This is a genomic window from Anabaena sp. TISTR 8404, from assembly GCF_056847745.1.
This window is the reverse complement of record NZ_CP180578.1, coordinates 1,431,486-1,457,033: the sequence shown is the minus strand read 5'-3', so window position 1 is coordinate 1,457,033 and position 25,548 is coordinate 1,431,486. Positions and strand designations below refer to the sequence as shown.

At 42.9% G+C, this 25,548-nt stretch carries 21 protein-coding genes, 1 tRNA gene and 2 pseudogenes; 7 read left to right on the top strand and 17 right to left on the bottom strand.

All coding sequences use genetic code 11. From position 1 onward, the window contains the following. Positions 1-58: 58 nt before the first annotated feature. The 8 genes and pseudogenes from zwf to ACMX3D_RS06185 all read right to left on the bottom strand — a co-directional run. Positions 59-1,588 carry a glucose-6-phosphate dehydrogenase gene (zwf, locus tag ACMX3D_RS06220; RefSeq protein WP_482750576.1) on the bottom strand — a complete coding sequence of 510 codons (1,530 nt, stop codon included), beginning with the start codon at positions 1,586-1,588 and terminating at the stop codon, positions 59-61. A 128-nt stretch (positions 1,589-1,716) separates the two neighbouring features. Beyond that, entirely contained in the window at positions 1,717-2,862 is a 1,146-nt protein-coding gene (tal, locus tag ACMX3D_RS06215; RefSeq protein ID WP_482750575.1) for a transaldolase, read from the bottom strand. A gap of 293 nt (positions 2,863-3,155) precedes the next feature. After that, complete coding sequence (fbp, locus tag ACMX3D_RS06210) at positions 3,156-4,205, bottom strand: class 1 fructose-bisphosphatase (RefSeq protein WP_482750574.1); 1,050 nt, start codon at positions 4,203-4,205, stop codon at positions 3,156-3,158. Between the two features lie 657 nt (positions 4,206-4,862). Next, positions 4,863-5,162, bottom strand: a complete 300-nt coding sequence (locus ACMX3D_RS06205; protein WP_482750573.1) for an RNA recognition motif domain-containing protein — start codon at positions 5,160-5,162, stop codon at positions 4,863-4,865. A 494-nt stretch (positions 5,163-5,656) separates the two neighbouring features. Further along, on the bottom strand, positions 5,657-5,875 hold the full coding sequence (locus tag ACMX3D_RS06200) for a ssl0294 family protein (protein ID WP_482750572.1): 219 nt from the start codon (positions 5,873-5,875) through the stop codon (positions 5,657-5,659). 120 nt (positions 5,876-5,995) lie between these two features. After that, entirely contained in the window at positions 5,996-7,909 is a 1,914-nt protein-coding gene (gene nrdJ, locus ACMX3D_RS06195; RefSeq protein WP_482752284.1) for a ribonucleoside-triphosphate reductase, adenosylcobalamin-dependent, read from the bottom strand. Positions 7,910-7,927: 18 nt separating this feature from the next. Continuing rightward, positions 7,928-9,757 (bottom strand): group II intron reverse transcriptase/maturase, encoded by a 1,830-nt coding sequence (gene ltrA / locus ACMX3D_RS06190; protein WP_482750571.1) that lies wholly within the window; start codon positions 9,755-9,757, stop codon positions 7,928-7,930. Positions 9,758-10,411: 654 nt separating this feature from the next. After that, positions 10,412-10,783: pseudogene (locus tag ACMX3D_RS06185) on the bottom strand (ribonucleoside-triphosphate reductase, adenosylcobalamin-dependent); the annotation flags it as partial. A gap of 124 nt (positions 10,784-10,907) precedes the next feature. Between ACMX3D_RS06185 and ACMX3D_RS06180 the strand changes: the two are divergent. After that, positions 10,908-11,486, top strand: coding sequence for an Npun_F5749 family FMN-dependent PPOX-type flavoprotein (locus ACMX3D_RS06180; RefSeq protein ID WP_482750570.1), 579 nt, complete (start codon positions 10,908-10,910; stop codon positions 11,484-11,486). A gap of 59 nt (positions 11,487-11,545) precedes the next feature. Here ACMX3D_RS06180 and cynS read toward each other — a convergent pair whose 3' ends face one another. The 6 genes and pseudogenes from cynS to ACMX3D_RS06150 all read right to left on the bottom strand — a co-directional run bounded on the left by cynS (position 11,546) and on the right by ACMX3D_RS06150 (position 15,976). Then, entirely contained in the window at positions 11,546-11,986 is a 441-nt protein-coding gene (cynS, locus tag ACMX3D_RS06175; RefSeq protein ID WP_482750569.1) for a cyanase, read from the bottom strand. A gap of 87 nt (positions 11,987-12,073) precedes the next feature. After that, positions 12,074-12,148, bottom strand: a pseudogene (locus ACMX3D_RS06170) (L,D-transpeptidase family protein); the annotation flags it as partial. Between the two features lie 158 nt (positions 12,149-12,306). Further along, positions 12,307-13,071, bottom strand: a complete 765-nt coding sequence (cysE, locus tag ACMX3D_RS06165; protein WP_482750568.1) for a serine O-acetyltransferase — start codon at positions 13,069-13,071, stop codon at positions 12,307-12,309. A 124-nt stretch (positions 13,072-13,195) separates the two neighbouring features. Then, positions 13,196-14,074, bottom strand: coding sequence for an NAD(P)-dependent oxidoreductase (locus ACMX3D_RS06160; RefSeq protein WP_482750567.1), 879 nt, complete (start codon positions 14,072-14,074; stop codon positions 13,196-13,198). A gap of 374 nt (positions 14,075-14,448) precedes the next feature. Beyond that, complete coding sequence (locus ACMX3D_RS06155) at positions 14,449-15,645, bottom strand: class I SAM-dependent methyltransferase (protein ID WP_482750566.1); 1,197 nt, start codon at positions 15,643-15,645, stop codon at positions 14,449-14,451. Positions 15,646-15,781: 136 nt separating this feature from the next. Beyond that, entirely contained in the window at positions 15,782-15,976 is a 195-nt protein-coding gene (locus ACMX3D_RS06150; protein ID WP_482750565.1) for a hypothetical protein, read from the bottom strand. Between the two features lie 138 nt (positions 15,977-16,114). Here ACMX3D_RS06150 and ACMX3D_RS06145 point away from each other — a divergent pair, with 138 nt between their 5' ends. The 5 genes from ACMX3D_RS06145 to ACMX3D_RS06125 all read left to right on the top strand — a co-directional run bounded on the left by ACMX3D_RS06145 (position 16,115) and on the right by ACMX3D_RS06125 (position 19,217). Next, entirely contained in the window at positions 16,115-17,293 is a 1,179-nt protein-coding gene (locus ACMX3D_RS06145; protein ID WP_482750564.1) for a murein hydrolase activator EnvC family protein, read from the top strand. Positions 17,294-17,340: 47 nt separating this feature from the next. Further along, a tRNA-Arg gene (locus ACMX3D_RS06140) sits at positions 17,341-17,413 on the top strand. Positions 17,414-17,622: 209 nt separating this feature from the next. Further along, positions 17,623-18,573, top strand: coding sequence for a class I SAM-dependent methyltransferase (locus ACMX3D_RS06135; protein WP_482750563.1), 951 nt, complete (start codon positions 17,623-17,625; stop codon positions 18,571-18,573). A gap of 147 nt (positions 18,574-18,720) precedes the next feature. Beyond that, positions 18,721-18,951 carry a type II toxin-antitoxin system Phd/YefM family antitoxin gene (locus tag ACMX3D_RS06130; protein ID WP_482750562.1) on the top strand — a complete coding sequence of 77 codons (231 nt, stop codon included), beginning with the start codon at positions 18,721-18,723 and terminating at the stop codon, positions 18,949-18,951. After that, positions 18,936-19,217 carry a type II toxin-antitoxin system VapC family toxin gene (locus tag ACMX3D_RS06125; protein WP_482750561.1) on the top strand — a complete coding sequence of 94 codons (282 nt, stop codon included), beginning with the start codon at positions 18,936-18,938 and terminating at the stop codon, positions 19,215-19,217. The genes ACMX3D_RS06130 and ACMX3D_RS06125 overlap by 16 nt, the downstream gene beginning before the upstream one ends. Positions 19,218-19,355: 138 nt before the next feature. Here the strand turns inward: ACMX3D_RS06125 and ACMX3D_RS06120 are convergent, their stop codons facing one another. After that, positions 19,356-20,897 (bottom strand): phytoene desaturase family protein, encoded by a 1,542-nt coding sequence (locus tag ACMX3D_RS06120; RefSeq protein WP_482750560.1) that lies wholly within the window; start codon positions 20,895-20,897, stop codon positions 19,356-19,358. 225 nt (positions 20,898-21,122) lie between these two features. On the opposite strand from ACMX3D_RS06120, the gene ACMX3D_RS06115 reads away from it, so the two are divergent. Then, positions 21,123-22,295, top strand: coding sequence for a serine/threonine protein kinase (locus tag ACMX3D_RS06115; protein ID WP_482750559.1), 1,173 nt, complete (start codon positions 21,123-21,125; stop codon positions 22,293-22,295). A 123-nt stretch (positions 22,296-22,418) separates the two neighbouring features. Here the strand turns inward: ACMX3D_RS06115 and msrA are convergent, their stop codons facing one another. Both msrA and ACMX3D_RS06105 read right to left on the bottom strand, forming a co-directional pair. After that, positions 22,419-23,087 (bottom strand): peptide-methionine (S)-S-oxide reductase MsrA, encoded by a 669-nt coding sequence (gene msrA, locus ACMX3D_RS06110; RefSeq protein WP_482750558.1) that lies wholly within the window; start codon positions 23,085-23,087, stop codon positions 22,419-22,421. 146 nt (positions 23,088-23,233) lie between these two features. Next, positions 23,234-25,492 (bottom strand): PD-(D/E)XK nuclease family protein, encoded by a 2,259-nt coding sequence (locus tag ACMX3D_RS06105; RefSeq protein ID WP_482750557.1) that lies wholly within the window; start codon positions 25,490-25,492, stop codon positions 23,234-23,236. Positions 25,493-25,548 lie beyond the last annotated feature (56 nt).

Below are 25,548 nucleotides of genomic sequence, written 5' to 3'. Positions count from 1 at the left end.
AGTACGAAGTGTGAAGGCTGAAAATTTTTTCATACTTTAGCCTTCAGCCTTCATACTTTTACAGTCTGCGCCAGCGACGGCCGTCTTGGTTTATCAACAATTCGGCTTCTGCGGGTTCCCAAGTACCTGCTTCGTACTGGGGAATGGTGGCTGGGTCGGCGGGCGCATCCCAAACAGAAAGAGCAGGGGTGACTATTTGCCAAGCTGCTTCCACTTCGTCAGCCCTAGTGAACAATGTTTGGTCGCCCATCATACAATCTAAGAAGAGGCGATCGTAGGCATCAGAAGTGCCGGAAATCCCGAAGGAACCGTAGCTAAAATCCATATCTACGGAACGGGTGCGAAATTCTGCCCCTGGCATTTTCACATCAAAACGCAAAGAAATTCCTTCATTAGGTTGAATCCGCATGGCCAAAATGTTGGCGTTTCTCTGTTGCGCGGCGGACTGGAACATCCTTGAAGGAACTTCGCGGAAATGAATCGAAATTTCGCTGACTTTTTTCGGCATCCGTTTGCCAGTCCGTAGGTAGAAGGGTACACCTTGCCAACGCCAGTTATCCACCATAAACTTCATGGCTACATAGGTGGGTGTGCTGGAGTTGGGGTCAACACCTGGTTCTTCTCGATACCCTGGCACTGGTTGTCCTTTCATCCAACCAGCGCTGTATTGACCACGAATAGCAGAACGAGACAAGTTGTGGATATCTGCAAGGCGAGTAGCTTGGAGTACTTTAACTTTTTCTGTACGAATACTGTTAGCATCCATTGAGTTGGGTGCTTCCATTGCCGTCAAGCAGTAAAGTTGCATTAAGTGGTTTTGCAACATATCTCGGAGTGCGCCGGCTTTTTCATAGTAACCAGCCCGGTCTTCTACACCTACGGTTTCGGCAACGGTAATTTGTACGTGGTCAACAAACTGACGGTTCCATAAAGGTTCAAAAATTGCATTGGCGAAGCGGAACACGAGCAAGTTTTGAACGGTTTCTTTACCCAAGTAGTGGTCAATACGATAGACTTGGTTTTCTTTACAATACTTCTGCACAACAACGTTGAGGCTCTGAGCAGAAGCCAAGTCTCGACCAAAGGGTTTTTCAATTACTAAGCGGTGTTTTTCCGGGTTGTCTAGCATTCCGCCTTCCCCTAGTTGCCTGATGGCTTCGGGGAAAAAGTTGGGCGCGACGGAAAGGTAGAACATACGATTACCGCGTGTACCCCGTTTCTCGTCTAACTCTTTCAAGAAGTTTTTCAGTTTTTGGTAACTTTCTGGGTTATCTATATCACCAGAACAGTAGAACAAACCTTGAGAAAAGTCTTGCCATAGTTCTTCTTGCTCGACACCACCGTGTGCTTCTTCCATACCTTTACGCATTTGCTCACGGAAGTAGTCGTGGCTCCATTCCCGACGTGCTACACCGACAATGGTAGTTTCTGGCGGAATGCGCCGTTCCCGCCGTAGTTTGTATAATGCTGGAACTAGTTTGCGCCAGGTAAGGTCACCAGAAGCGCCAAAGATAACTATAATTTGGGGTTCGGGCATCCCTTGCTGTTGTAGACCAATGCGCAAGGGATTTTCTAGCAGACTGACCATAACAATTTTTCGATCTTGGAATTGAGATTTGGAATGGGATGAAGTGTGAAGTATGAATTATGAAGTATGAAATTTCAGACTACCCTTCGGGAACGCCAAAGGCGAACAGACTTCAAACTTCAGACTTCCTACACAGGTGACAATAGCTTGACTTTGTTTTCTAAAGAGTTCATCAAGGACTTGAAAGGTTGAACGAATTTATCAATACCTTCAACTAACAGTTCATCCATTACGATATTGATATCAATGTTTATGTCTGGATCTTTCAAGCTTTCGATGAGTTGATAAGCTTCTGGGACTTTTGTTTCCACGCGATCGCCTACATCGCAGTGGTCGTCACAAGCTGCTATTGTCGAGGGTGGTAAGGTGTTTACGGTATCGCGGCCAATTAACTCATCAACATACATAACATCGCTGTAGTTGGGGTCTTTGGTGCTGGTACTCGCCCAAAGTAACCGTTGTACTTTTGCTCCTTTGGCTGCAAGGGCTTGCCATTGTTCGCTTTCAATAATTTTTTTGTATTCTTGATAAGCTATCTTGGCATTAGCGATCGCTACTTTGCCTTTTACGGCTCTGAGTTTGGCTTCTAGGTTAATATCATCAACGCCACGCTGCAATTTAGCATCGATTTTTGCGTCAATGTTACTATCTATGCGACTGAGGAAAAAGCTGGCTACAGAAGCAATGTTGCTGATGTCTTTACCCTCAGCTAAGCGTTTTTCTAAGCCTCGAATATATGCCCAAGCTGTATTGATATAGCTTTGTACAGAAAATAACAAAGTAATATTGACGTTGATGCCGTCGGCTATTACTTGTTCTACGGCTGGCAAACCTGATTCTGTACCGGGAATTTTAATCATGATATTTTCCCGGCCAATTTCTTGAAAATAACGGCGGGCTTCGTTGATGGTGGCTTGAGTATCATGAGCAATGGTTGGTGGTACTTCGATACTCACATAACCATCGAGTTTATTCGAGGCTTCATATACAGGGCGCAGAATATCAGCGGCGTTGCGGATATCTGCAAAAACTAAAGATTCGTAAATTTTTTCGGTTGGTAATCCAGCACGAACACCTGCTTCTATGTCCGCATCATATATTGCATTATTGGCGATCGCTTTTTCAAAAATGGCTGGGTTCGAGGTGATTCCGGAGATTCCTTGATTTTCTACCAGGTCTTTCAGTTCCCCTGATTGAATAATGTCACGCGTCAAATTATCAATCCAGATACTCTGACCGTATTGTTTAATCTCCTGTAGATGATTGGTGGCCATAGCTATAGTTCCCTCCGTTTAATGATGTCTCCAAGTGAACTTGGCAATCCATCCTGTGATGGGTGACCTTTGCATTTTGGCTTTGCCAATCACTTATCGCATCGACCAGCTGAAATAATCTCTACTTCATCCGCTGTAGTAGAGATATTTTCTTTTCCTCATCCCAAGCAGACACTAGTAAACCACGGCAAATATAACTTCACGGTAAGAAACAGTTAAAAGTGAATGGTCAATAGTCAATGGTTATCGGTAAATAAAATTTATTTTTGACTTTTGACTTTTGACTTTTAAAACTAGTGACCGTTTTGAATAAAAGACTCAACTTTTGCCACAGACTCTTTACTACCAATAATCAGAGGTGTACGCTGGTGTAGTTTTTTCGGCACTACGTCGAGAATATCTACTAGTCCGGTAGTAGCACGACCACCTGCTTGCTCAATCAAAAACGCCAAAGGAGCAGATTCATACAATAAGCGTAACTTGCCTTCTGGCTTTTGAATTGTCCCTGGGTAGAGAAATACACCGCCTTGAATCAAGATTCTGTGGATATCACTTACCATCGCGCCGCTATAGCGAGCAGAGTAGCCTTCTGTACGATGAACGTACCGAACATATTCACGAATTGACTCTTCCCACTGCCAAAAATTTCCTTCATTCACACTGTAAACAGAGCCGTGGTTAGGAATGCGAATATTTTCTTCGGTGAGGATAAACTCTCCTAAGCTGGGATCAAGAGTAAATGAATGCACCCCTTTACCTATACTATAAACCAGCATAGTACTTGGCCCATATAGTATGTAGCCAGCAGCAATTTGCTTGCGTCCATTAGTCAGTAAATCGGTGGCTAAACCATCAGCATCGGTTCCTTCTTGTTGGCGAATTGCAAAAATGGAACCTAAACTGAGATTGGTATCGGTGTTAGAAGAACCATCTATGGGGTCATACAACAACGTATAACGACCTATAGGACAGTTTTCGGGAATATAATAAGGTTTTTCCATTTCCTCGGAAGCTAGGCGACAAACCAAGCCACTTTGCTTAAACACCGAGATAAAAACATCGTTGGCATAAACATCCATCTTTTTGACAGATTCCCCCTGGACATTCACATCCCCGGTAAATCCGAGAACGCCTTCCATTAAGCCTGCACGGCTGAGGTGACGGGCAATTAATTTACCGGCAAGAGCGATACGATTCATCAGCGCACTCAAATCCTGAGCATCAGGCGAAAAACTTTGAAGTTGCTGAAGGACATGACGAGATAAAGTCGTACAATCACGATCTAAGCTTTTATCTGTATGCTCGTCGATTGGCAACTCTAGAGATTCCGGCGCTTTAGCCATTTTTACGTTCTCCCTAGCGACTGGTTAATAGTTGGGTTGGTAAAGTCATACGTAGCAACTTATAGCTGCTGCTTCTATCTTAGAAAGGTAATTTGATAACCTGGATGTGGCTTTAGACAAACTAAAGAAATGGCTCAATTTTTGCTGAATCTATCAAGGCAGAAAAGTGTCGTTGCCGATTGAAGCGTTGGCCCGAAAAAATGCTCAACAAGGTAAATTTACTTAATCTGAGCAACAATCTTAAACTCAGTTACGCCAAGTTTTCGCTATACACCAAAGTTGGCAATATCACCCCAATAAGCTGTTAAGCACCTAATTTGCAGTTTAGACCGCAGGGGAACAGGGGAGCAGGGTAGCAAGGGAGAGGGTTTGAAGTGTTTAGCCACAGTCTCAATATTGCAATTTGTATGCACACTAGCTTACCTAACCTCTCCGTAAAAAACCGACTGCTTGTGAGATTCGTCTGTAGCTCACAACAGCCGGGTTTAGTTTTCCTTTATTGTTTAATAATTATTAACTAGGTGAGATACAGCCTGAATATCTCAACACCAGATGTCATTCTGGTTGCTAACTCCTGTAATTGCTCCTAGTCAACTTTAGCAAGTGCGATTCTTGCATAACAGCAAAACAATCTGCTATTATTGCTTTCCACCTTGTTTAGATTTCCTGTTTGTTCGCCCAACCACCTCGCCGGTTATCATCTCGTCTGTTGTCTTCTCGTGGTTTTGCTTTGTTGACTCTGAGTTGACGACCCATCCATTCTGCTCCATCTAACTCAGTGATAGCTGCATCTTCTTGAGCATCTTCTTCCATTTCAACAAAAGCAAAGCCTCGCATCCGTCCTGTTTCACGATCAGTAGGTAAGACAACTCTTTTGACCTCGCCATAGTCTGCAAATACTGCTTTTAAATCTGCTTCAGTAGCGCGGTAGGAGAGATTTCCAACGTAAATAGTCATGTGGGATCACGTAATTTTCAACAAACAGCGATTAGTTCAGCGAGAAAACAGATCTAAACAAACTGCAAATCTTGCATCGTCGCTTCTGATTCATTTTCATTAATGGCGAATGTTGTAGCGCAGCAATCTGAATGCTGGCGTGACTTCAACTAAACTGTCCATGCGGCTGAACTTACGCTTACGCTCATAATAATAACTGATCGTGACATTTTTCCAAGTATGGGATATTACAATCCCAAATAACATAAAATAAGCCAATCTTATATATTTTCTATATAAAAACTTTTTTTGTTAAAAAATATTTATATTATTTAATTTTTGTTACTTAAAATGTAAATATTTATACGCTAACTAGATAAATCTTTACATTTCAGTTTGTTTGAGAATTATTTGTCAATATTTAAAATGTACCTGCAACTCTTACTCTCAGAAGTTTATGAGAGTAAGAGTTGCAGGTACAAAAAGATTAATTTGATTTGAAATTAGCGACAATTTTATTCAATGGAAATTGTCTGCGGGCCACTGGCTTTGCCATTATTAGCTTCGGTGGTGGAAGTGGAGTAGGTAGTTACACCTCTCTGTTGATCTAGCCAGCTTTTAACAGGATCATCTTTAAGATTAAGCCGCAGCACTCCAGAGACAAAGCCACCGAGAAATGAAACTGGGTGCTTGGTGAACTCTTTAAATATTGGTGACAATTCATCAAGAAACATTAAAAATCTCCTGGCACTGCCGTAAAAAATTATTACTTTTTTATCAATCGTAACGAAAAGTATGAAGTGTGAAGTATGAAGTCTGAAATTTATACTTCATACTTCATCCTTCAGAATTTCCTAGTTGGGTTGCTGATCTGGGAACATACACTTATCAGAATCGCAACCACTAGGGCCTGCTTCTGTTAACTCGCCAGAATCGTAGCGGCTGAGGACAGCACAGAAATCATCGGTTTTGCGTCGCGCCAGCACTTCTTGAGATAAACGCTCGTAAGTAGCTTTGTCGATTGGCTCAAATGGTAAGCGGGGGAATGATTGTAAATCGTCAAATCTTGCCAATAACGCGGCGGAAATATAACCCTCATCATTTTGGATGGCTTCGTAAATTCGTTGTCCTAATGGTTCAACTTCATCAGCCCGTAGTTCTAAGGTAGCGGATGTGTTGTGGGTGACGTAATGACGTTGCACTTGCATGACAAAATCAAATTGGGCTAAGACAGAAAACTTAGAAACATCAATTTGATCAGCGCCAGGTAAATCAGCCCAAGGTACGGCGACAGGAATTTCCACTAGCCATTCACTCACACGGGGATCAAAGGGATCGTTCAGTAAATTACCCTGTTCATCCTTGTCAGATTGGGAGGGAATGACATTATAGCCGTAGTCGATACAAGCTAAAGCTACGGGGTCATTTTTGCGGAAAGTAATCCGGCGAATAAATCTTTGGGCTTTGGGTGGATGCCAACCAGAACTAGCACCAGATAACAGAGATTTAGTACCACTGGGTTGGACGGTGGTACAACGATTAGGACGTTTGAGATTATGGCGATCGCAATAATCCCATACTGCCTTCTGCACTACTTCTCTCCAAAAGCTGAGATATTTTTCTTCTTGGTGCTTAAATGCCAACCCTTGGGATGTTGCAGGTCTACCTTCAGCCCACCAGCGCAGCCAGTCCACCCCGAAAGCATGGACAAAGAAATCAAATAATCCAGTAAAAGAAACCCCAACAATTGGGTCTAATTCCCGACTGTATTGATAGCGCGGTTCCAAAAATTTATGATTCAAAAGTGTGGCTACAGATAACGCGCCAGCAGTGAAAGCTTCCTCTTGTTCTTTATAGTTAAACGGGTCAATTTGATTGAGATGAATCTCTGAAAGATTACAGTGGAAGTTACTACCAATAATTTCTCCACAAGGATTAAGCCCAAAACGAGCTAAACGATGTTCCAACTCATCAGCATTAATATAAGGATATTTTTGTTGTAACCAATCTTTAGCTGTTCCTTTTTCGTAAGCTTGTAAAAACTCTTTTTTTAATGCTTGGGTAGAAAGCAAATCGCAGTTAGCTCTAGCGACAGCTTCTCCTGCCCATTGAATAGCACCTTCGCCACTGTAATATTGTTTCTGAACAGCATCTATTGACTCTTGTAAAGTTGGCTTACGGTGAAACACACGGGTATGATTCGCCATCCGTAAAGCATCACGCTCAGGATCAATGCGCCAGTTACCGCTTTCATCCTGTTGCCAGAGGTTATCTTTAGCAGTAGCTCCGAGTTCATCGTCAGCAGTAAACTGACGCATACCAGCTGACCTCCGGATGTTACCTGCAACAATTGTTACAGCAGCTTGATCAATTAATAAGCAGCACTCAACAGAGTTTAATTGTCTGCCTAAAGCTTTATTCAAAATGTCAGCACAACGCTGATACAATCCAGGTAATTTTACAGGATTGGCAACGCCACCAAAACCGTTGAGGGTTTCTCCAGCTTGACGGACATCGCTAATATCAACAAATACTTCTACTTCACCAGTAAATCTTTCATCTGTGGAGAGTTCCAACAGGGTTTGATAAGATTTAACCCAACCTTCCCGGCTATCGCCCACATGAATGGTAACGCTATTGCCTTCTATATCGGTTTGTGTAAATTCACGACGTAAGTTTTTCGGAGTGCTGCCGATTTCGCCTTTTACAGTGACATTGAGGCGATTACGGATGGCAGGCAGTTGATTAATATATTGAGGTTCGATGATGGCTCCTGTACCATTAAACTAAGCAACACCCTCACGAGTGGTACTCGTCTCCAGAACCGGACATGAGACTTTCATCTCATCCGGCTCCTCAGAAAACATACCCTTGTCATGGGAGCTACTCAGACTACCATCTTTGGCGGTCTTTTGGTCGTGGCAATGTCTATGCAATGCTTGAATATTATCGAACTTTCTTTTCCCGCCTAAACTGGTTGGTATAATGTGGTCAATTTCAATTTGGTCTTCTAGTGTAAAAGTTAGACCGCAATAAGCACATTTACCTTTTTGCTTGTGAAGGGTTTTTGCAAGTAAAGAAGGAATTTCTTTGCTCTTTCCAGTTCTTGTTCCCCAGTAGACGAAATCACCGTTGAATGGTGAAGCATCGCCTTTAACCTTAGTGTGGCGGACGATTTTTCTCCATGTATGCTTTGAAAGGATATATCTTTCTTCTGTGTCTGGGTTATTGTAGGCAAATACCCAGTTATCGCCATTTAGGGTTATCCAGTATTTGTCAACTACCCATTTAGCACCTTTGTTAGGGTGTCTGTATCTTGCCCATGATGTTAATTTGGTATAAATCATGTGATTTAAGTCACGAAAAGCATCAGTGGAGCAAGCGGATGAGTAGTAGTTTGCCCAACCTTGAATAATGGGGTTGAGTTTCTGGATAAGCACCTTTTGCGGTGCTGCCTTATGGGAGTTGATGATTTTAGATATAACCTGATAGTGACGCTGTAATGCTTTCTTGCTGGGTTGGATGATTGTCTGGAATCCCAAAATTTCACCTGACCTTGGTGCTTTTGCGCTCATCCCATCATTGACCGGGAATTGTCGAATATTAAAACCTAAGAAGTCAAATCCAGGGTGTTTCCCATCATATTCTTCAAAGGTGTGACAAATTCTGGTCTTGCTTGGCTTGAGTTCCAATCCGATGTCTTTTAAGAAACCTTCGATTACAGCTTTTGCCCCTAATACAACATTGATGTCTTTGTGGATAATCACAAAGTCGTCGGCGTAACGAATTAAACTGAGGGCATTACGGTTTTGCTTTCTCCCATGATTCCTGTTAGTAGGTAGGGTGTTGGCATATTCCTTAATTGCCTCTTCCATACCGTGGAGTGCGATATTTGCCAGTAGCGGAGAGATGACCCCACCCTGTGGTGTACCCATTTCAGTCGGGAACATATCGCGTTCATCCATAAATCCTGCTTTTAACCAGTTGCGGATTAACCGTCTCATGGATGGGTATGTGTTTAATTTGTCCAGTAGCTTTCGATGGTCAATATTGTCAAAACATTTGGATATATCGGCATCTAACACGTACTTAGCTTTACAGTGTATTGCTAAGTATATTGCTTCGATGGCATCGTGTACCGCCCTTCCTGGCCTGAACCCGTAACTGTTCGGCTCGAATTTTGCTTCCCATTCTGGCTCTAGGGCTAACTTGGCTAGTGCCTGTAATGCTCTATCTGCCATTGTGGGAATTCCCAAGGGTCGCTTTTCGTCTGTTCCTGGCTTAGGAATCCAGATTCTACGGGTTGGTTTTACCTTAAGCGCATTCCCTAGATTTCTAGCTAGTGCCAGACGTTGAGTGTATCCTAGTGATTTTACTCCGTCTACCCCTGCTGTATTCTTACCCTTATTGTCTTGGGTTACTGTTCGCGTTGCTAGTAGCTTGGCGTACCAGGATTTCATCAAGGTTTTCTGGAGTCGTCGCATTGCTTTGACATCCCCACGTTGAGCAGCTTTATGTATGCGCTTTTGCAACTTAAACACCATTCTCTGGATTTTCTTCCAGTTGATGTTGTTCCATACCACCGTAGTCTTAAAACTCGTTTTAGTCCTCTTCATTGCTACTTGTACCTACATATATCTGTTTTCCGTGAGTCCGTCAGCATATCCTACGCATTACCGCAGGCGTTAGCTTCTGACTCAATCTCGCCACACAGTTCATCCGGTTAGCACCTACTCAGGTATCGACCTGCCTGAGAGAATCTATGTGGTTACTTCGTTCCTGATAGTCATTGGTTGAGAGTTTAGGTTTCTACTGTTCACCGGGGCTATGAGTGGTGCAGACCGAACGGATGCGATTCCGGTCACTCTACCCTTGCCTTTTGGCACAGCCTATTAGTCCACTAGGCTGTTTTGTATGATCACGATGATTCAGACGTAGATTCGCTTTCGCTAACCATGTTCTCCTGCTAGTTGGAGTCGAAGCCTGGACTGGCTTTTTACCACCGTTCATTCCCGCTTCACGGATTGATGACTAGTCGCTACCGTGGGGAACGTGCTTTCACCCTTGCACTGAGGGGGTTGGACTTCATCGAGTTTAATTATGTCTTTTGGGTTAACCATTGGATTTTTCTATAGATTTACCCTTTGTTAATTTCGATGTCACCAACATGACTATCAAGTTGTCAAGGCTCTTACCTTTTGGGTAGATTTACCTTGCGGCTAATCCTCCAAAACCCTTATCAGGCTTGGTTTCTAGCCAACGAATCGCACGCAGCCCATCATCGCTAAATCCATCATTAAACCGAAGGCTTTCCAGTCTTGGAGATTGGTGGAAGTGCAATTATACCCACCGGAAAAATTCTTAGGTTTGGTTATCCAATCTGTACCGCCTACCCAGAGCCAACGGCCACTGGGCAAAGCTTTGAGTTGGCGTTGTGTTTTTTCTAAAAGGGCAATTTCTTCTGGTTTCAGCTTACCTAATTCTATTAAGCCTTGGATGGTGCGATCGCACACTTCATCCCACGACTCTCTCAGTCCTGCCCCAGTCCGGCGGCTATAAGTCCTGAAAAATACAGGATTCGCTGCTGGCGCAGTTTCTGGAAACGTAACACCCTGACGTTTTCTTTCTAACTCTCGAACCATAATCCAGTATTGTTGCTTTGGAACAGATTACGACTATACGCCAAGTAGGTTGAGGATAAAAGATTGCAAAATTTTCCACTTTGCGCTACGTCTGTAGCTGTACCAATTGCAACGAAACTACACAATGTCCCTTGCTCCTTGGCGAAGTGCGATCGCTCGCGCCCTGCATCGCAACCGTAGTCTGATATACGCTCGTTACCTACAATTGGCTACAGTCCGGGCAGATAGTCGTCCTACTAACCGGACTGTTGTCTTTCGTGACTTTCTTCAAGATAGCAATCAGCTAAAATTTATAACTGATACTCGTAGTGATAAATTTGACCAAATCAAAACCCAACCTTGGGCGGAAGCCTGCTGGTATTTCCCCAACACGCGCGAACAGTTCCGCATTGCCGGCCGTTTGACTTTGGTAGATAGTAATGATTCTTTACTACAATCAGCCCGTATCACTACTTGGCAAGCATTGAGTGATGCCGCACGGTTACAATTTGCTTGGCCTCATCCTGGTAAACCAAGGGACACAGCGCCAGAAGCTTTTACACCGCCAGCGCCCGATCCTTTGCAACCAGTATCCAATTTTTGCTTACTATTACTTGATCCCGTGCAAGTTGATCATTTAGAGTTGCGAGGCGAACCACAAAATAGAAGCATTTATCAGCTTGATGAAAATCAAGAATGGTTTTGTGAGGAGGTTAATCCTTAAGAAGAGACTAGAAGCTAGTATTATTACTCAGCACTCAGCACTCAGCACTTAGCACTTTCTTACCACTTCTTATACGGTAAGAACTTGCCATTCATTGTGACTTTAACGCGATCGCCTTTGGGGTCTTCTACTTTTTCAATGTCTAAAGTAAAATCAATTGCACTCATAATCCCATCACCGAATTTTTCTTGAATAACTTCCTTGATGGGCATTCCATAAACTTGCATGATTTCGTAAAAACGGTAAATTAAGGGATCGGTTGGTACAACAGGGCCTAAGCCTTTTGTAGGATAACTGACTAGTTCTGCAACATCTTCTGAATCAAGCCCTAACAAATCAGCAAGTTTCTGTGCTTCGTCCAGAGAAGCTGTTGCTTGACGATAAAACAAAGCAGCAATCCAGACTTCATCACGTCCTAAAATTTGCTCTAAGTCTGCAAAGCTTAATCCTTTGACTTTTTTAGCAGCAAGCAGCTTTTTAGTTAATGGTGGAATCGACATAATACACTCTGGTAAGTCTGCTGGGCAGAACGCTCATATATTGAACAAGGGATAGTATACTTTGCCAGAACAGTTTGTATGTTGAGCTTACGGTAAAATTTCGACTACTGTACCTTTTTTTACCCATTGATACAGTTCATCTACATCTTGATTTTTCAAAGAAGGACAACCTAGAGTCTAATTGAGCTATCAAACCCAACCTAAATAAAAGCTAATAAAGTAAAGAGCCACTGATTAGAAATAATAGGATAATTATTTCCTGCTGACGATGCCGAGAAATTTTTTCAGAGGCTCTTGTTTCATCCATTTAGTTTGATAATTTAAATCCCTGCGCCATCGAGAAATTGTTGTATGGCTTTATCTCTAAGGCTGCATAAAGGAGCTTCTGGTTGTGGTTCCGGCTCGTTGACAGCTATAACACCAACCAAAACAGGAGTTTTAGCAGCAGGTTGTAGTTGTTGTAGAGTTTGGATTTGTTGTTCTAATGCTTCAATGCGATCGACTAAAGCGCGAATTACTTCAGCTTCCGAGTCTGGTAAGTTGTTGTGTTCTAGCGGCGCAACCCGAACTCCCGAACGATAAACAATCCGTCCGGGAATGCCGACCACTGTACAATCAGAAGGCACATCTCTGAGAACAACTGAACCAGCGCCAATGCGGACGTTATTACCAATGTGAATATTGCCCAGTACCTTTGCGCCAGCACCAACTACAACATTTTCCCCCACTGTAGGATGGCGTTTACCACTTTGTTTACCAGTCCCACCCAAAGTGACACCTTGATAAATTAGAGCATAATCACCCACGATCGCAGTTTCACCAATCACCACACCCATACCGTGGTCAATAAATACACCTTGTCCGATTGTTGCACCTGGGTGAATTTCGATACCAGTCAAAAACCGTGATAGGTGAGAAATGAAGCGAGGGATAAAGGGAAGACCAAGATGATGTAGCCAGTGAGCCAGTCGATGGAAAAGCAGGGCTTGCAAGCCAGGGTAACAAATTAATACCTCTAACCAGTTACGGGCGGCTGGGTCACGTTCAAAGATGATGCGAAAATCGGCACGTAGAGTAGATAGCACGCAATAGTACCCTCGAAAAGCAAACGAGCTACCCTACCATATTATCTTTTTCAGTGCTTACTTGAGAAAGTGCTGAGTGCTGAGTGCTGAGTTATCATTCTTTCCTGGTTTCCCTACTCTCTATTTACTCAGCGCTGGAATCTCCCCATTCTTTGATTGCGGAAAAGATTGATGAATAATCATCATTAGCGAATGACATTTTCATCGCTGTATATAAAATGTGTCGCACAGACTCAATACTGCTGAGATCTAAACCTAAAGCTTTGGCTTCTGAGATAAACAAATCTGTATCTTTGAGCAAATGTTTCGTAGGAAAATTGGGGTTAGCGTAGTTTTCCTCTAACATTCGTTGCAGCTTTTTATCAAAGGTAGGTGCATAAAGAGAACTTTGGCGTAAAACTTGCATAAAGGATTCTACATTCACACCTTGACGCTGCAAAAAAGCCAGACTCAGGGCAAAGCTAGTTGTTAAAGAAGCAATTAATTGATTGAGGGCTAATTTCAACGCCGCCGCTGTTCCTACTGGCCCGATGAGTAAAGGTTCTGAACCGAAATTTTGTAGTAATTGTAAATGGCTTTGGTATTGTTCTGGTGTTGCGCCTACCATAACAATTAACTTACCGCTTTTTGCTTCTGGGATGCTGCCTAATACAGGTGCTTCTATATACTCACCGCCACCACCAACTACAGCATCTCGAATCTCTTGGCTTTCTGTGGGTGTAATTGTCCCCATTTGAATAATGGTACGTCCTTCTAGGGTGCGCCAAGCCGTATCTGAAAGCAAGACTTGATAAATTGCTGCGGCGTTAGTCAGCATCAAAATAATGCAATCAGCAGCACGAATGGCGTGACGGGGATGGGTGACAATTTCTGCGCCAGCTGCTTGTAATGGTGCTAATTTTTCTGGGGTGCGATTGTAGGCAACTACTTGTATATTGGCTGCTAACAACCTTTGAGCCATCGGTTGTCCCATCAGTCCAGTTCCCAGAAATGCCACCTTCATTGTTCACTTTCCTTTGATAAAACGTAGGCGAAGTTTGTCTTAGACATCGCGTTTCCATCATTTGATTGTAATTGGCTGGCGAGTTGTGATTTGAGACTTAAGATGCCATCCTAAATCTCAAATTCACTCAATACGGCTAAGTACTCAGCACTCAGCACTTTAAATTCAGCCGCCAGCAGCAAAAGTCGCCATAATAACAACAGATAGTAAGATACCGGGTGTAAGTAGCATTACTAGCATCAACAAGTCATGAGTATTCATAGTTATTTGTTGTTTTTCTAAACACAGGATTTCGCAGTAATCAATAGTAATGCTAGTCCATATAACTGTAATGCTGCCGACTTACAGAGAGTTTTAACTTTTCCCCTTTACTTTTACTTTGGCACAATTAATCCTTTCAGGGGTTGAGAAATTTCATGATTTTGGAGTCCTTTATTTTGGACTAACACTCCAAAGCCACCTAATCCTGTGGGATCAATAAGTTTGTGGAGTGACTCTCGTCGTTGCAACAGTTGGGCGATCGCTATGTTTTGATCAGAAAGAGATGCTATTCTTTCTCCCAAACCCAACGCCATTAAAAATAAACCTTGTTGCGTAAACCCAACTTTGGTTAAACCACACTGCTCACCCCAACGTTCCAAGGCGGTAAAGTCAACATGGGCAGTGATATCTTGTCGCCCAATATTGATGTAGGGGTTGTTATGGTAGCGATGCTGGTAGTAGCACTGTAGCGTTCCTTGCGATCGCCTGGGGTTATAGTAGCGATTCGCAGGATAGCCATAATCAACTGTTACCACATACCCGCGCTGCAAGCGGTCTGCTACTATACTCAACCAGTCTAATGCGGCTAAATTAATTTCGCTGCGGTAGCCATCAGGGTAAACATTGGCAGATAAATCGATACCTATCAAATCAAAATATTTTTGCAACTGCGGCGTAGAATTTTCCCCAATTACTTCGCCAAACTCTCCTTCTAGAAGAAGATAATTCTCATTTTGCTCAACAAAAGTTGGTGAGGTGACATAAATTTCTCGCAGTTTCCCAGCTTCTAAAATAAACTGATGCACTGGTAAAGCATCCACTAATTCGTTAGAAAAAAAGCAGCCAGTTATAGAGTTGCTGGGTATATCTTCTAAATTGCACCAATGCACAGGGTAATTTTGCAAACGTTGCTGTTGTTCTTGCTGTAATTCGGGAGATTTTTCGACTATGACATACTCCAATCCATCTAAAAAATCTGGATAATGTAGCTGATAATAGCTGAGGATATGCAAAGCCAGTAATCCTTGTCCAGCCCCCATTTCTACTAAAGAAAATGGTCTTGGTCTTCCTAAAATATCCCACAGTTGCACAAATTGTTCTGCTAGTAACTCCCCAAAGTCAGCACCGAGACTAGCAGATGTGAAAAAATCACCGCCCTTAAAGCCGATGTTGACTGCTTTGCTGGAATAGTAGCCGTGTTCAGGGTGATATAGCACCATGTCCATGTATTCGGCAAAAGTAATTCGCTTTTGGGGAGTAGTAGTAATGCGATCGCTTATGGCTGCACACAATGCGGAGTTAGAATTCATAAAGTGTATTAATGTGTAATTTCTAATTTAGAAAGTTGTAGCATTCTTAAATCATTCATGAACTACAAAATCCCCGACTTTTTTCAAAAAACCGGGGAGATAAGTAAGGGTGATTTTTCCAAATCACATAAGATTGCTATATGTAATTGTAAAATCGGTCTGCAATGCGAATGTGACAGCTGACATTACGAATGTGACGGTTGACATGATGAATGCGATGACTCACATTACGAATGTGACGGTTGACATGATGAATGCGATGACTCACATTACGAATGTGAAGACTTAGATTGCAAATGCGATGACTTACATTACGAATGCGTAGACGCAATGTGGCTTGTCGTCAGACATCGCCACTGTCATAGAAGCTTCTCAGATATTCGGCAAGAAATAGCACCTTGAGCAAAACAAGAGAAATTTGGGAATACTCATAGTGTTTCGCACCGATTGCTTTGGTTAGGCTCATGCTATGAGAGCATTGAAGATCATTTTTCTGGGATTTGGTTATGTTTTGTGTGTTTGTTTGATATTTATTTCAGTATCGGCAGGATATGCAACAACATCAGCATCAGTTGATACTTTACGACAACAGCAGCAACAAATTAATCAAGAACGCCAGAATGTGATTCAGGAACGCGATCGCTTGACCAATTTGCAAAATGCTGCTCAAAAACGCTTAACTGGAATTAACCAAAATATCAACACAACAAATAATCAAATTAAAGATAGTGAATCGCGCTTAGCACAAGCAACTCAACGTCTGCAAAAGTTAGAAGCCGATTTAGCTGTAGCGGAACGTACCTATGAAGAACGCCAAATCGCCACAGTTGCAAGGTTGCGATATCTCCAGCGATCGCACGCTAGTCAAGGCTGGGCAGTGTTAATGCAAAGCCAAAATATTAGTGACTTTATCAGTCGTCGCCATCAACTAAAGCTAGTGTATCAGGCAGACCAGAAAATCTTAGCCAAACTCAACACTCAAGCCATCCAAATAAATCAGCAAAAAACTGATGTAGAACAGCAAAAAAATGAAATTGCCTTGATTCGTCAGCAATTACTGGCGCAGAAAGCCGATTATCAAACTCAAGCACAGTCGCAAGCAGAATTAATTCAACGTTTAAATACCGATCGCCTCGCCCTAGAAGCAGCCGAAAATCAATTAGAAAGAGATTCTCACAATCTGGAAAACTTGATTCAAGAAAAGGTAGCAGCCCTAGAAGGACAAAGCAAAACCAACAGTCGCACCAATATTATCATTCGCGGTACGGGAATGTTTGCTTATCCTAGCAATGCTCCGACTAGCAGTCCCTTTGGCTGGCGGATACACCCGATTCTTGGCTATCGCCGCTTTCATGCTGGTTTAGATTTTGCAGCTAGTTATGGTAGTACAATTCGCGCCGCCGATTCCGGAACTGTGATTTTTGCTGGGTGGTATGGTGGCTATGGTAGAGCCGTAATTATTGATCACGGTAACGGTATTACTACCCTCTACGGACACACTAGTGAATTGTTTGTTTCTGAGGGACAAGCAGTGCAACGTGGACAAGCGATCGCGGCTGTTGGTTCCACAGGTTTTTCTACCGGGCCACACCTGCATTTTGAAGTGCGTCGTCATGGTACACCCGTCAATCCGGCTGATTATTTTTAGGCGATCGGCAACTTTTATCACAACCGTGCTATAATGCAAAAGACTAAGGGCGCGTGGCTCAGTGGATAGAGCAACAGATTCCGGTTCTGTGGGTCGGGGGTTCAAATCCCTCCGCGCTCGTTTTTGTAAATTAACGTCCCAATGATGCAGCATTGAAAGCTGATTGGCAATGCCCGTGAAAATCTGTTGGCTTAGGTGAAATCGCACGGGAGCTTTTAGAGGGAGAGTTAAAAATAAATGAGAACTAACAATATCAAAAACGATGCTTTGGAAAGATAGATAAAACCTAAAATAGTTATAGGCAATTATCGCTTCATTTCCTCAAAGTGATGAACAATAAAATCAAACCTGATTGGGCTGGTGAAAGCATACTCTCCAAGTTCGTTAACCTGCTGATCCAGACCAAACCTGTTTACAATGTGATGAAATACCAAGCTAGGCAAGTATTAATCACAACAGCTGAAAAGAACGGTATTCCCTGGCGCAAAAACGCTGAAGCACTGCAAGGGCTGATGACAAAACAACTTCTAGGGGCAGTTACTAATCCCGAAGTTGTGTATCCAGAATATTACAAAGTCCCATTTCATGCTTACGCTGACGGTAATCTTTGCTGGGAAGCGGCTTTTGAAGCGGAGTCAGCAACCTACGCTATGTCTTTGCGTGTTTGGCCGCAAGAAAATTTGACTTGGGAAGCGTCTCATGCCAGACTCAGAGGTACTTTTCATGATGTTTTGGCAGCCTATGGCCCTGTGCAGGTGAGGGAAATCCTGGATATTGGCTGTTCAATAGGTCTGTCTACTATGGCATTGCACCGTTACTACCAACAAAAACAAGACCAGCCAATTCGCACCATTGGTTTAGATTTGTCGCCATATATGCTGGCTGTCGCCAAAGCTAGGGATGTGAATAATGAAATTTCCCAGTGGGTTCATGCTAGAGCCGAAAATACAGGACTACCAGACAACTCTTTTGATTTAGTAACACTGCAATTTGTCTGTCATGAATTGCCTAGCTACGCCAGCAAAGAAATTTTCACAGAAGTTAAACGACTACTACGACCTGGTGGTTACATTGCCTTGGTAGATAATAACCCGCGATCGCCTGTGATTCAAAATCTTCCTCCTGCTCTGTTCACTTTAATGAAAAGTACGGAACCTTGGACTGATGATTATTACGGGTTCGACATTCAAGCAGCCTTGGAAGAAGTAGGCTTTTCACCCACAATTGAAGTTGCCAGCGACCCTCGTCACCGCACTATTATTGGTAAAAAGCCGTTATAAGTGCTGAATGAACCTTAAATTGTAGTGGCGCGATCAGACTAATTTGTATTGTTTTAACCTGGTCGTGCCACTACCATAGTACACATAGCGAATTATGAAAATCTGAGCATTTTTGCATTAAAAATTAGCAACGAAAAACTAAGAGTTATGAAAACTGTTGACAAGAATCAATTAAAAGCTAATTTGCTAGAATTTTTGCAACTTGTAGAATTAGAAGGTGAAGAAATTTTAGTAACTGATGGAAATAAACCAGTCGTGAGAATTTCTCAGTATGACAAAGCTTCTTCAACGGAAGAATTATTTAAGGATATGCGCGGTAAAGTTCAATATTTTGAAGATTTAACTACGCCAACTACAGAAGAATGGACGGAAGTATAAAGATTGTCCTTGATACCTGCGCTCTGATTTGGTGGAGTTTAGATCCAGAAAAACTTTCGCAACGAGCAAAAGAAGCTTGTCACGAGATGGAACAGAATAAAAATGGTTTAATTCCATCAACAGCAATCTGGGAAATAGCTATTAAGATAAAAAATCGTAAATTAGATTTGGGAGTAAATCTTGATGACTATATCTCAACTCTCAAAAAGTCAAATGTCATCAATACTATCCCAATTGATGAGGAAATTTGGCTGGAAAGTGTTTAATTAGAATGGGAACATCGAGATCCAGTAGATAGAGTAGTTGTAGCAGTTGCCAAAAAACATCAAGCTTCTATTATTACAGCAGATCAAAAAATTGCTAGTTTCTACTCTTCAGTCATTTGGTAATTCTATGAGTACTAATTAAATACAGCCAATATCCTTGAGCATTTCTATATGCTTGCCTACAGGGGCAAGGGTATTAGCAACCATCATCCCACTGGCGGCGACGGCTGGCAAACCGATACCGGGAAATGTCGAATCACCACAACACATCAACCCGGCTAGGGGTGTAGTGGGACTAGGGAATAAACCAACATCAGCGGAAATTGCTGGGCCATAAGAACCGCGATGACGACGCAAAAATCGTTCGTGGGTGAGGGGTGTACCTACTAATGTGACTTCGCAACGAGAGCGAATATCGGGAATAATTCTTTGTAGTGCTTGCCACATTATTTGAGAACGCGATCGCTTTTGTTGTTCATACTCTACACTTTTCCTATCCATTCCTTCCCAAAACTGGTAGGGTTCATTGCCAGGGGTATAAACATGAATTACGTGCTTACCTGGAGGTGCAACAGATGAATCAATTATGGATGGAATCGACACCAGCACAAGATTTTGCGGTGCAGTGATTCCCTTGTCCCAATCATTCACAATGATATGATGACACGCTAAATTAGGCGGCAACCCTTGGGCATCAATACCTAAATGGAGGTGCATAAAACTATCACATTCAGGTGTGGCTTGACGTTGGCGGCGATACTTATCTGGTAATGCTTCTGGGGGTATTAACTTGAGGGTATCCCAAACCGAAGCATTAGAAACTACCGCCCGCCGCGCTCGAATTTCTGTACCGTTACGCAGACGTACACCTACCGCTCGTTTACCTTCTACCAATACTTGCTCAACATGCGCCCCCAGCATCAACTCACCGCCATGTTTTTCTAATCCCTGAACGAGGGCATTTACTAAAGCACCACTCCCACCAACTGGATAGTCCAGCTTGACTCCTGGGCGATACCAGTCAGCAAACATAAATGCTACCTCTGCGGCATTAGTTCCTGATGCTGGCAGTCCAGAGAGAAGAAAACACAGCATATTTAGCCAGTTGTGGATAAACGAGTCACTAACAACACCATCCATGATGCGGGAGAAGGGGCCTGTTAGTTTCAAAACATTGGCTGCATGACTGGTTAGGGAAGGCGCAAAACGGCTAACAGTGACAGCAGCACCTATATCAAAGCGTAACGCAGCTGGCGGCAGAGCGATCGCAGCTTTAGCTAAAGGCTCCATGACTCGTTGCAACTGTCGCCATTGTGCTACAGCATCATCACCACGAAGTCTTGCTAAAACCTCACAAAATTGTTCTGCCCCTACTGATGTGTCAAAATCACCTTCTGGTAAATAGCAACCCCAAGTATCGTAGGTGACGCACGGTAGCTGTGAATCAATTGCATCTAGCACTTGCCGCAATGGGTTAGGCGAAGGACTATAAGATAATCCAGAGTAAAGGGAAGGGCCAGAGTCAAATTTATATCCGTTACGCTCAAAAGCGTGTGCTGCACCACCAGCAATAGTATGGCTTTCGCAGACAATCACATCAAAGCCATACCGTGCCAAAATAGCCGCACAACTTAAACCACCGATACCGCTACCAATAACTACGACATCTGTTTGTTTCACAGCTTTCCCTAAAACAACACCCCAGCTTTTATTAGCTTAATACTGAAGTTTATAAATCGAAATATAGGTTAGCTTTTTGATAAAAAGCCAAGTTTTGGCAATTAAGTCAGTGTTATTACGTCTGTTCACTTCTTTTTAGTAAATATCTGCCCCCAAATTCTTTAGTAATGTCTATCCTGGAATAGTAGAGGAATCACTGTAGCGTAAATTGCCAACAGGTGTTAGATGCTGCAAATAGAACAGATATTACACCACCGTTATCAAATCCAACGGCAACTCGGTAATAATGGCATTCGCCAAACTTGGCTTGCCAAAGATTTACAAGCTGCTGATGGGGAAGAATCATTAGTTGTGGTCAAACTCTTGGCTTTCGGCGGGACTGTCCAGTGGGATGACTTGAAGTTGTTTGAGAGGGAAGCACAAATTCTTAAACAACTCAAACATCCGCGCATTCCGCAATATATTGATTATTTTTGTGTTGATGACCGCACATTGTGGTTTGGCTTAGTACAACAATATATTCCTGGAGAATCGCTAAAAGAAAAACTAGCAGTTGGTAAACGCTGCACAGAAAAGCAAGCGAGGAAAACTGCTACTGAAGTTTTAAAAATTCTGATATATCTGCATGAGTTGAATCCTGGTGTGTTGCATCGGGATATCAAACCAAGTAATTTAATTTGGGGCGAAGATAATCAGATTTATTTGGTAGATTTCGGCGCAGTACAAGACAAAGCTGCTAAGGAAGGCGTGACTTTTACTGTGGTTGGAACTTACGGTTATGCACCGATGGAACAATTTGGTGGTAGGGCTGTTCCTGCATCTGACCTTTATGCGTTGGGAGCGTCGTTAATTCATTTATTAACTGGTATTCCGCCTGGTGATTTACCTCAACAAGATTTGCGACTGCAATTTGCTGACAAAGTTAACGTCAGTCCTAGTTTTGTGCGATGGCTGCAAAAGTTGACTGAACCAGCACCAGAACAACGTTTTAGTAATGCCCGCCAAGCACTTGATGCCTTAAAATCTGGTTTGGCTGTCCAACCTGTAAGCCAGAAAGTAATTCACAATAATTCTGGTTGTGGCATCAATTCTCCAGAACCGGTACCAGAGGAAATTTTGGGTTGGAATTGGGGTGCTTTTTTGTTGCCTTGGTTTTGGCTGTGGACTAATCAAGTATGGTGTGGGTTGTTTTGTTTTGTACCACAAATTGGTTGGTTTATGGCGATCGCTATGGGTGCAAAAGGCAATGAATGGGCTTGGAAAAGCCGACAGTGGCGCAGTATCGAACAGTTTAAAGAACATCAACGAGGCTGGGCGATCGCTGGTATTATCTTCAGCATCCCCGCTAGTATTATGTTGTGTAAGTTGATGTTTAAATTTCTGGAATACATCTTTTAAGAAAGTAGGGAGTGGTGAAGAGGAAACGAGGCAGGGGGTAGGGAGAAAAGGCGAGAATTCACAAGTTTTTTTCACCTCTGTTCCCTGCTTCAAGTCTCCCCTGCCTCTTCTTCTCCTGCTTTGTTACTTCACTTCCGCTTCAAATACACCTATAGGACAAGCAACATTTGTCCCGCCTAAACCACAATATCCGTTGGGGTTTTTGGCTAAGTACTGCTGATGATATGCTTCCGCATAGTAAAATTCCGGCGCATCTAAAATTTCTGTGGTAATTTCGCCATACCGCGCCTTAGTCAGTTCTTGTTGATAAGCATCGCGGGATGCTTCAGCTTGCTGTTTTTGGCTTTCAGAATAGACGTAAATCCCAGAACGGTATTGTGTACCAACGTCGTTACCTTGGCGCATTCCTTGGGTGGGGTTATGACTTTCCCAAAAGACTTTTAGTAATTGGGCGTAACTAATAACTTTAGGATCAAATACAACCAATACCACTTCATTGTGACCAGTCATACCAGTACACACTTCTTCGTAGGTAGGGTTGGGTGTAATTCCCGCTGCATAACCTACAGCAGTGGTATAAACTCCAGGAAGTTGCCAGAATTTACGTTCTGCACCCCAAAAACAGCCTAATCCAAACAAAGCCTTTTCCATACCTGCGGGGAAAGGTGGTTTTAGGGGATTGTTATTCACATAGTGATGCGCAGGTACTGGCATTTCTTTTGCCCGTCCTGGCAAAGCTTCTTCAGGAGTGGGGAGAGCCAGCTTTTTTTTACCAAATCCAAATAGTACCATTGTGCCTAAGTCTAAGGTTTGATATACATTCTCACTGTAGTTAATATTCTAACGATTCTGGCGATCGCTACGGATTTGACCAAATTTTGAATGAAAAATTCTACTGAATACACTGAGACACGACAGTTCCAGAAATTCGTCAAGCCTCAAGCTACCTCGGAACCAACAGAGACACAAGTATGTACCAACGGTAAAAGAGGCCCTAGTTGTTCTTGCCCATTGACGGCTAAATCGCTGTGACACAAATAAACTTTTTCGGATACACGCGATAACAAATCTGCCAAAATTCTGCGTAGTCTTTGTTGTTCTGTGAATTTTTCATCTTCTGCTGTCCAAGGTTGCCCTAATCTGTCTTGCAAGAATAACGGCGCACCAAATAAAGTTGCTGCACCACCTTTTGCCCACAATGGTGAACCAGCATCTAGCCAAAAATGCCAACGATGCGATCGCCGACTCGAACGATATTGGAAAATGGTTGCTAAGGTGACGGCTTTTCTCGACAAGCCAATAGAACGCAGCGGATAGGGATTTGCGGTAATTGTCCCCCGTCGCAGCAATTGAATAAATTCAGCTAAGGTAGTGCTGAGTGATGAGTGCTGAGTGCTGAGTGCTGAGTGCTGAGTAAATATTTCTCCCTGCTCCCTGCTCCCTGCTCCCTTGCTTACATCCTGCCTTAGTCTTGTATCAATTTCCCAATAATGTTGGGCAGTTTCTAGCAGTTCCCGTAATGCTGCCATTTGGTCGTAGGGTGGGTTGCTGTCTTTACACAGAAAGTCTTGAATTGCCAGATATAACAACGAAATTGGACTAGGAATTAAACGCTGTTCTTGTTGCGATCGCTGCTTTTCAATCCACTGTAGTATCTGAGTATAAGTTGTAGTCGCCGCATAGCCGATTCTATCCCAGCGCTCGAAGGATGTGACGGGTAATAAGTTGGGTTTGTCAGGATGAGGTACAAAGCAATAATCAGCAATTAAACCAGCCCGTACTGGGTCAATATGAGTGTTGAGTGAGGAGTGTTGAGTAAATATTTCCCCCTGCTCCCCGCTCCCTGCTCCCCTGCCTAAATCCTGCCTTCTACTCAGTACCACCAACATCTCGGCAACTGCATCTCGGTCTACTAAGCGTCCCAAACCGGGATAAACTAGTGCCAGCATCGTTAACAATGCCCTGATCATCGGTGAACTAATCAACGGACGTTGGTCATTGAGTGATTCGACAGGGATGTTTTGCTTGGTGAGAATTTCGATGAGGGTGTAACGGGCGATCGCATCTAAACCTGGTGCTATAATTGCAATTTCTTCTGGTTGTATTCGTCCTGATTTGATAGCCTTGCCAACTACCTCTGCTGTAGTTCGTAACAGTTCCGCACGGGAGGTTGTCTGAATCGATTGTACTGTTGCAGGTAACTCTAACATCACCATTGGTTGGGTAATAAATTCTACCATTGATGTAGCTAGACTCTCTGCCAAGGATGCTTCGACAGGTTCAAACAAAGTTTCTATGCGACAATACTTGGCTAACCCTTCCAAATAGTTGGGATCTGCTCCTAATCCCCAGCGCACGGCTCCATCCGGGTTGTAGGTAAATGCACCAGTTGCACCACGCTCTAAAAGAGTTTCAAACAATAAACGCGCTGCGGCTGGATAATCATCAACATCATCAGCTAATATAGCCTGATACCTTTGAATAAGACGTTCTTGGTAATGGCGATCGCTTAACAAGTACTGAGTGTAGAGTTCAGTTATAATTCCATAAGTGAGTAACCCTCGCTCTAAACACCAGTTACGCCAATCTAGTAGCAAAGATGCTAAAAATTCCGGCTCTAGATTTATGCCATTTTCCTCTAAACCTTTTTGTAAAACTTCGGCAATGCCTTCACAAGGTGTGCCACTGTAAGCAGCTAATTGTAATAAATCCAAAATCCGTCGTACTAACCGATATTCATTCACTCCCGCACGACGCAAAACTTCTGCATCCAATCGCTCACGCCAGAGTTTTGTTGCCAATTCCTGTTCAGTTTCTGGGCGTAATCTTACCGGAAATTGTGCCTTAAGATGTAATAATTCTATCAGTAAAGGCCAAAATAAAATAACTTCATCCTGAAAAAAACCGAGTGGAGTTTTACCACGAACTGGATACTTTCCTAATGTTTTTTTCACAATTTTATCAGATAATTCTCGACGATTGTCGTCATTGGCAGCCAAGACCAAAACCCCTGGTTCTGTTTGTTTCAAAACTAATGGTTTCGAGATGGAATGGTCTGCTTTTTTTGCTACTTTTTTAGTATAAAATGATCCAAAGTTACTATTTTCTATTTGTAGCCAACGACAAAAATGTTCTACTAAACGAGTTGTCTTACCACTGCGGCTAGTGCCGACAATCCAAACAGAATGCGAAACCACAAACGTTCTCCCTGTAGATTTGGTTAGTATATCTCTTGCGTTAACTTAGGGTTAAG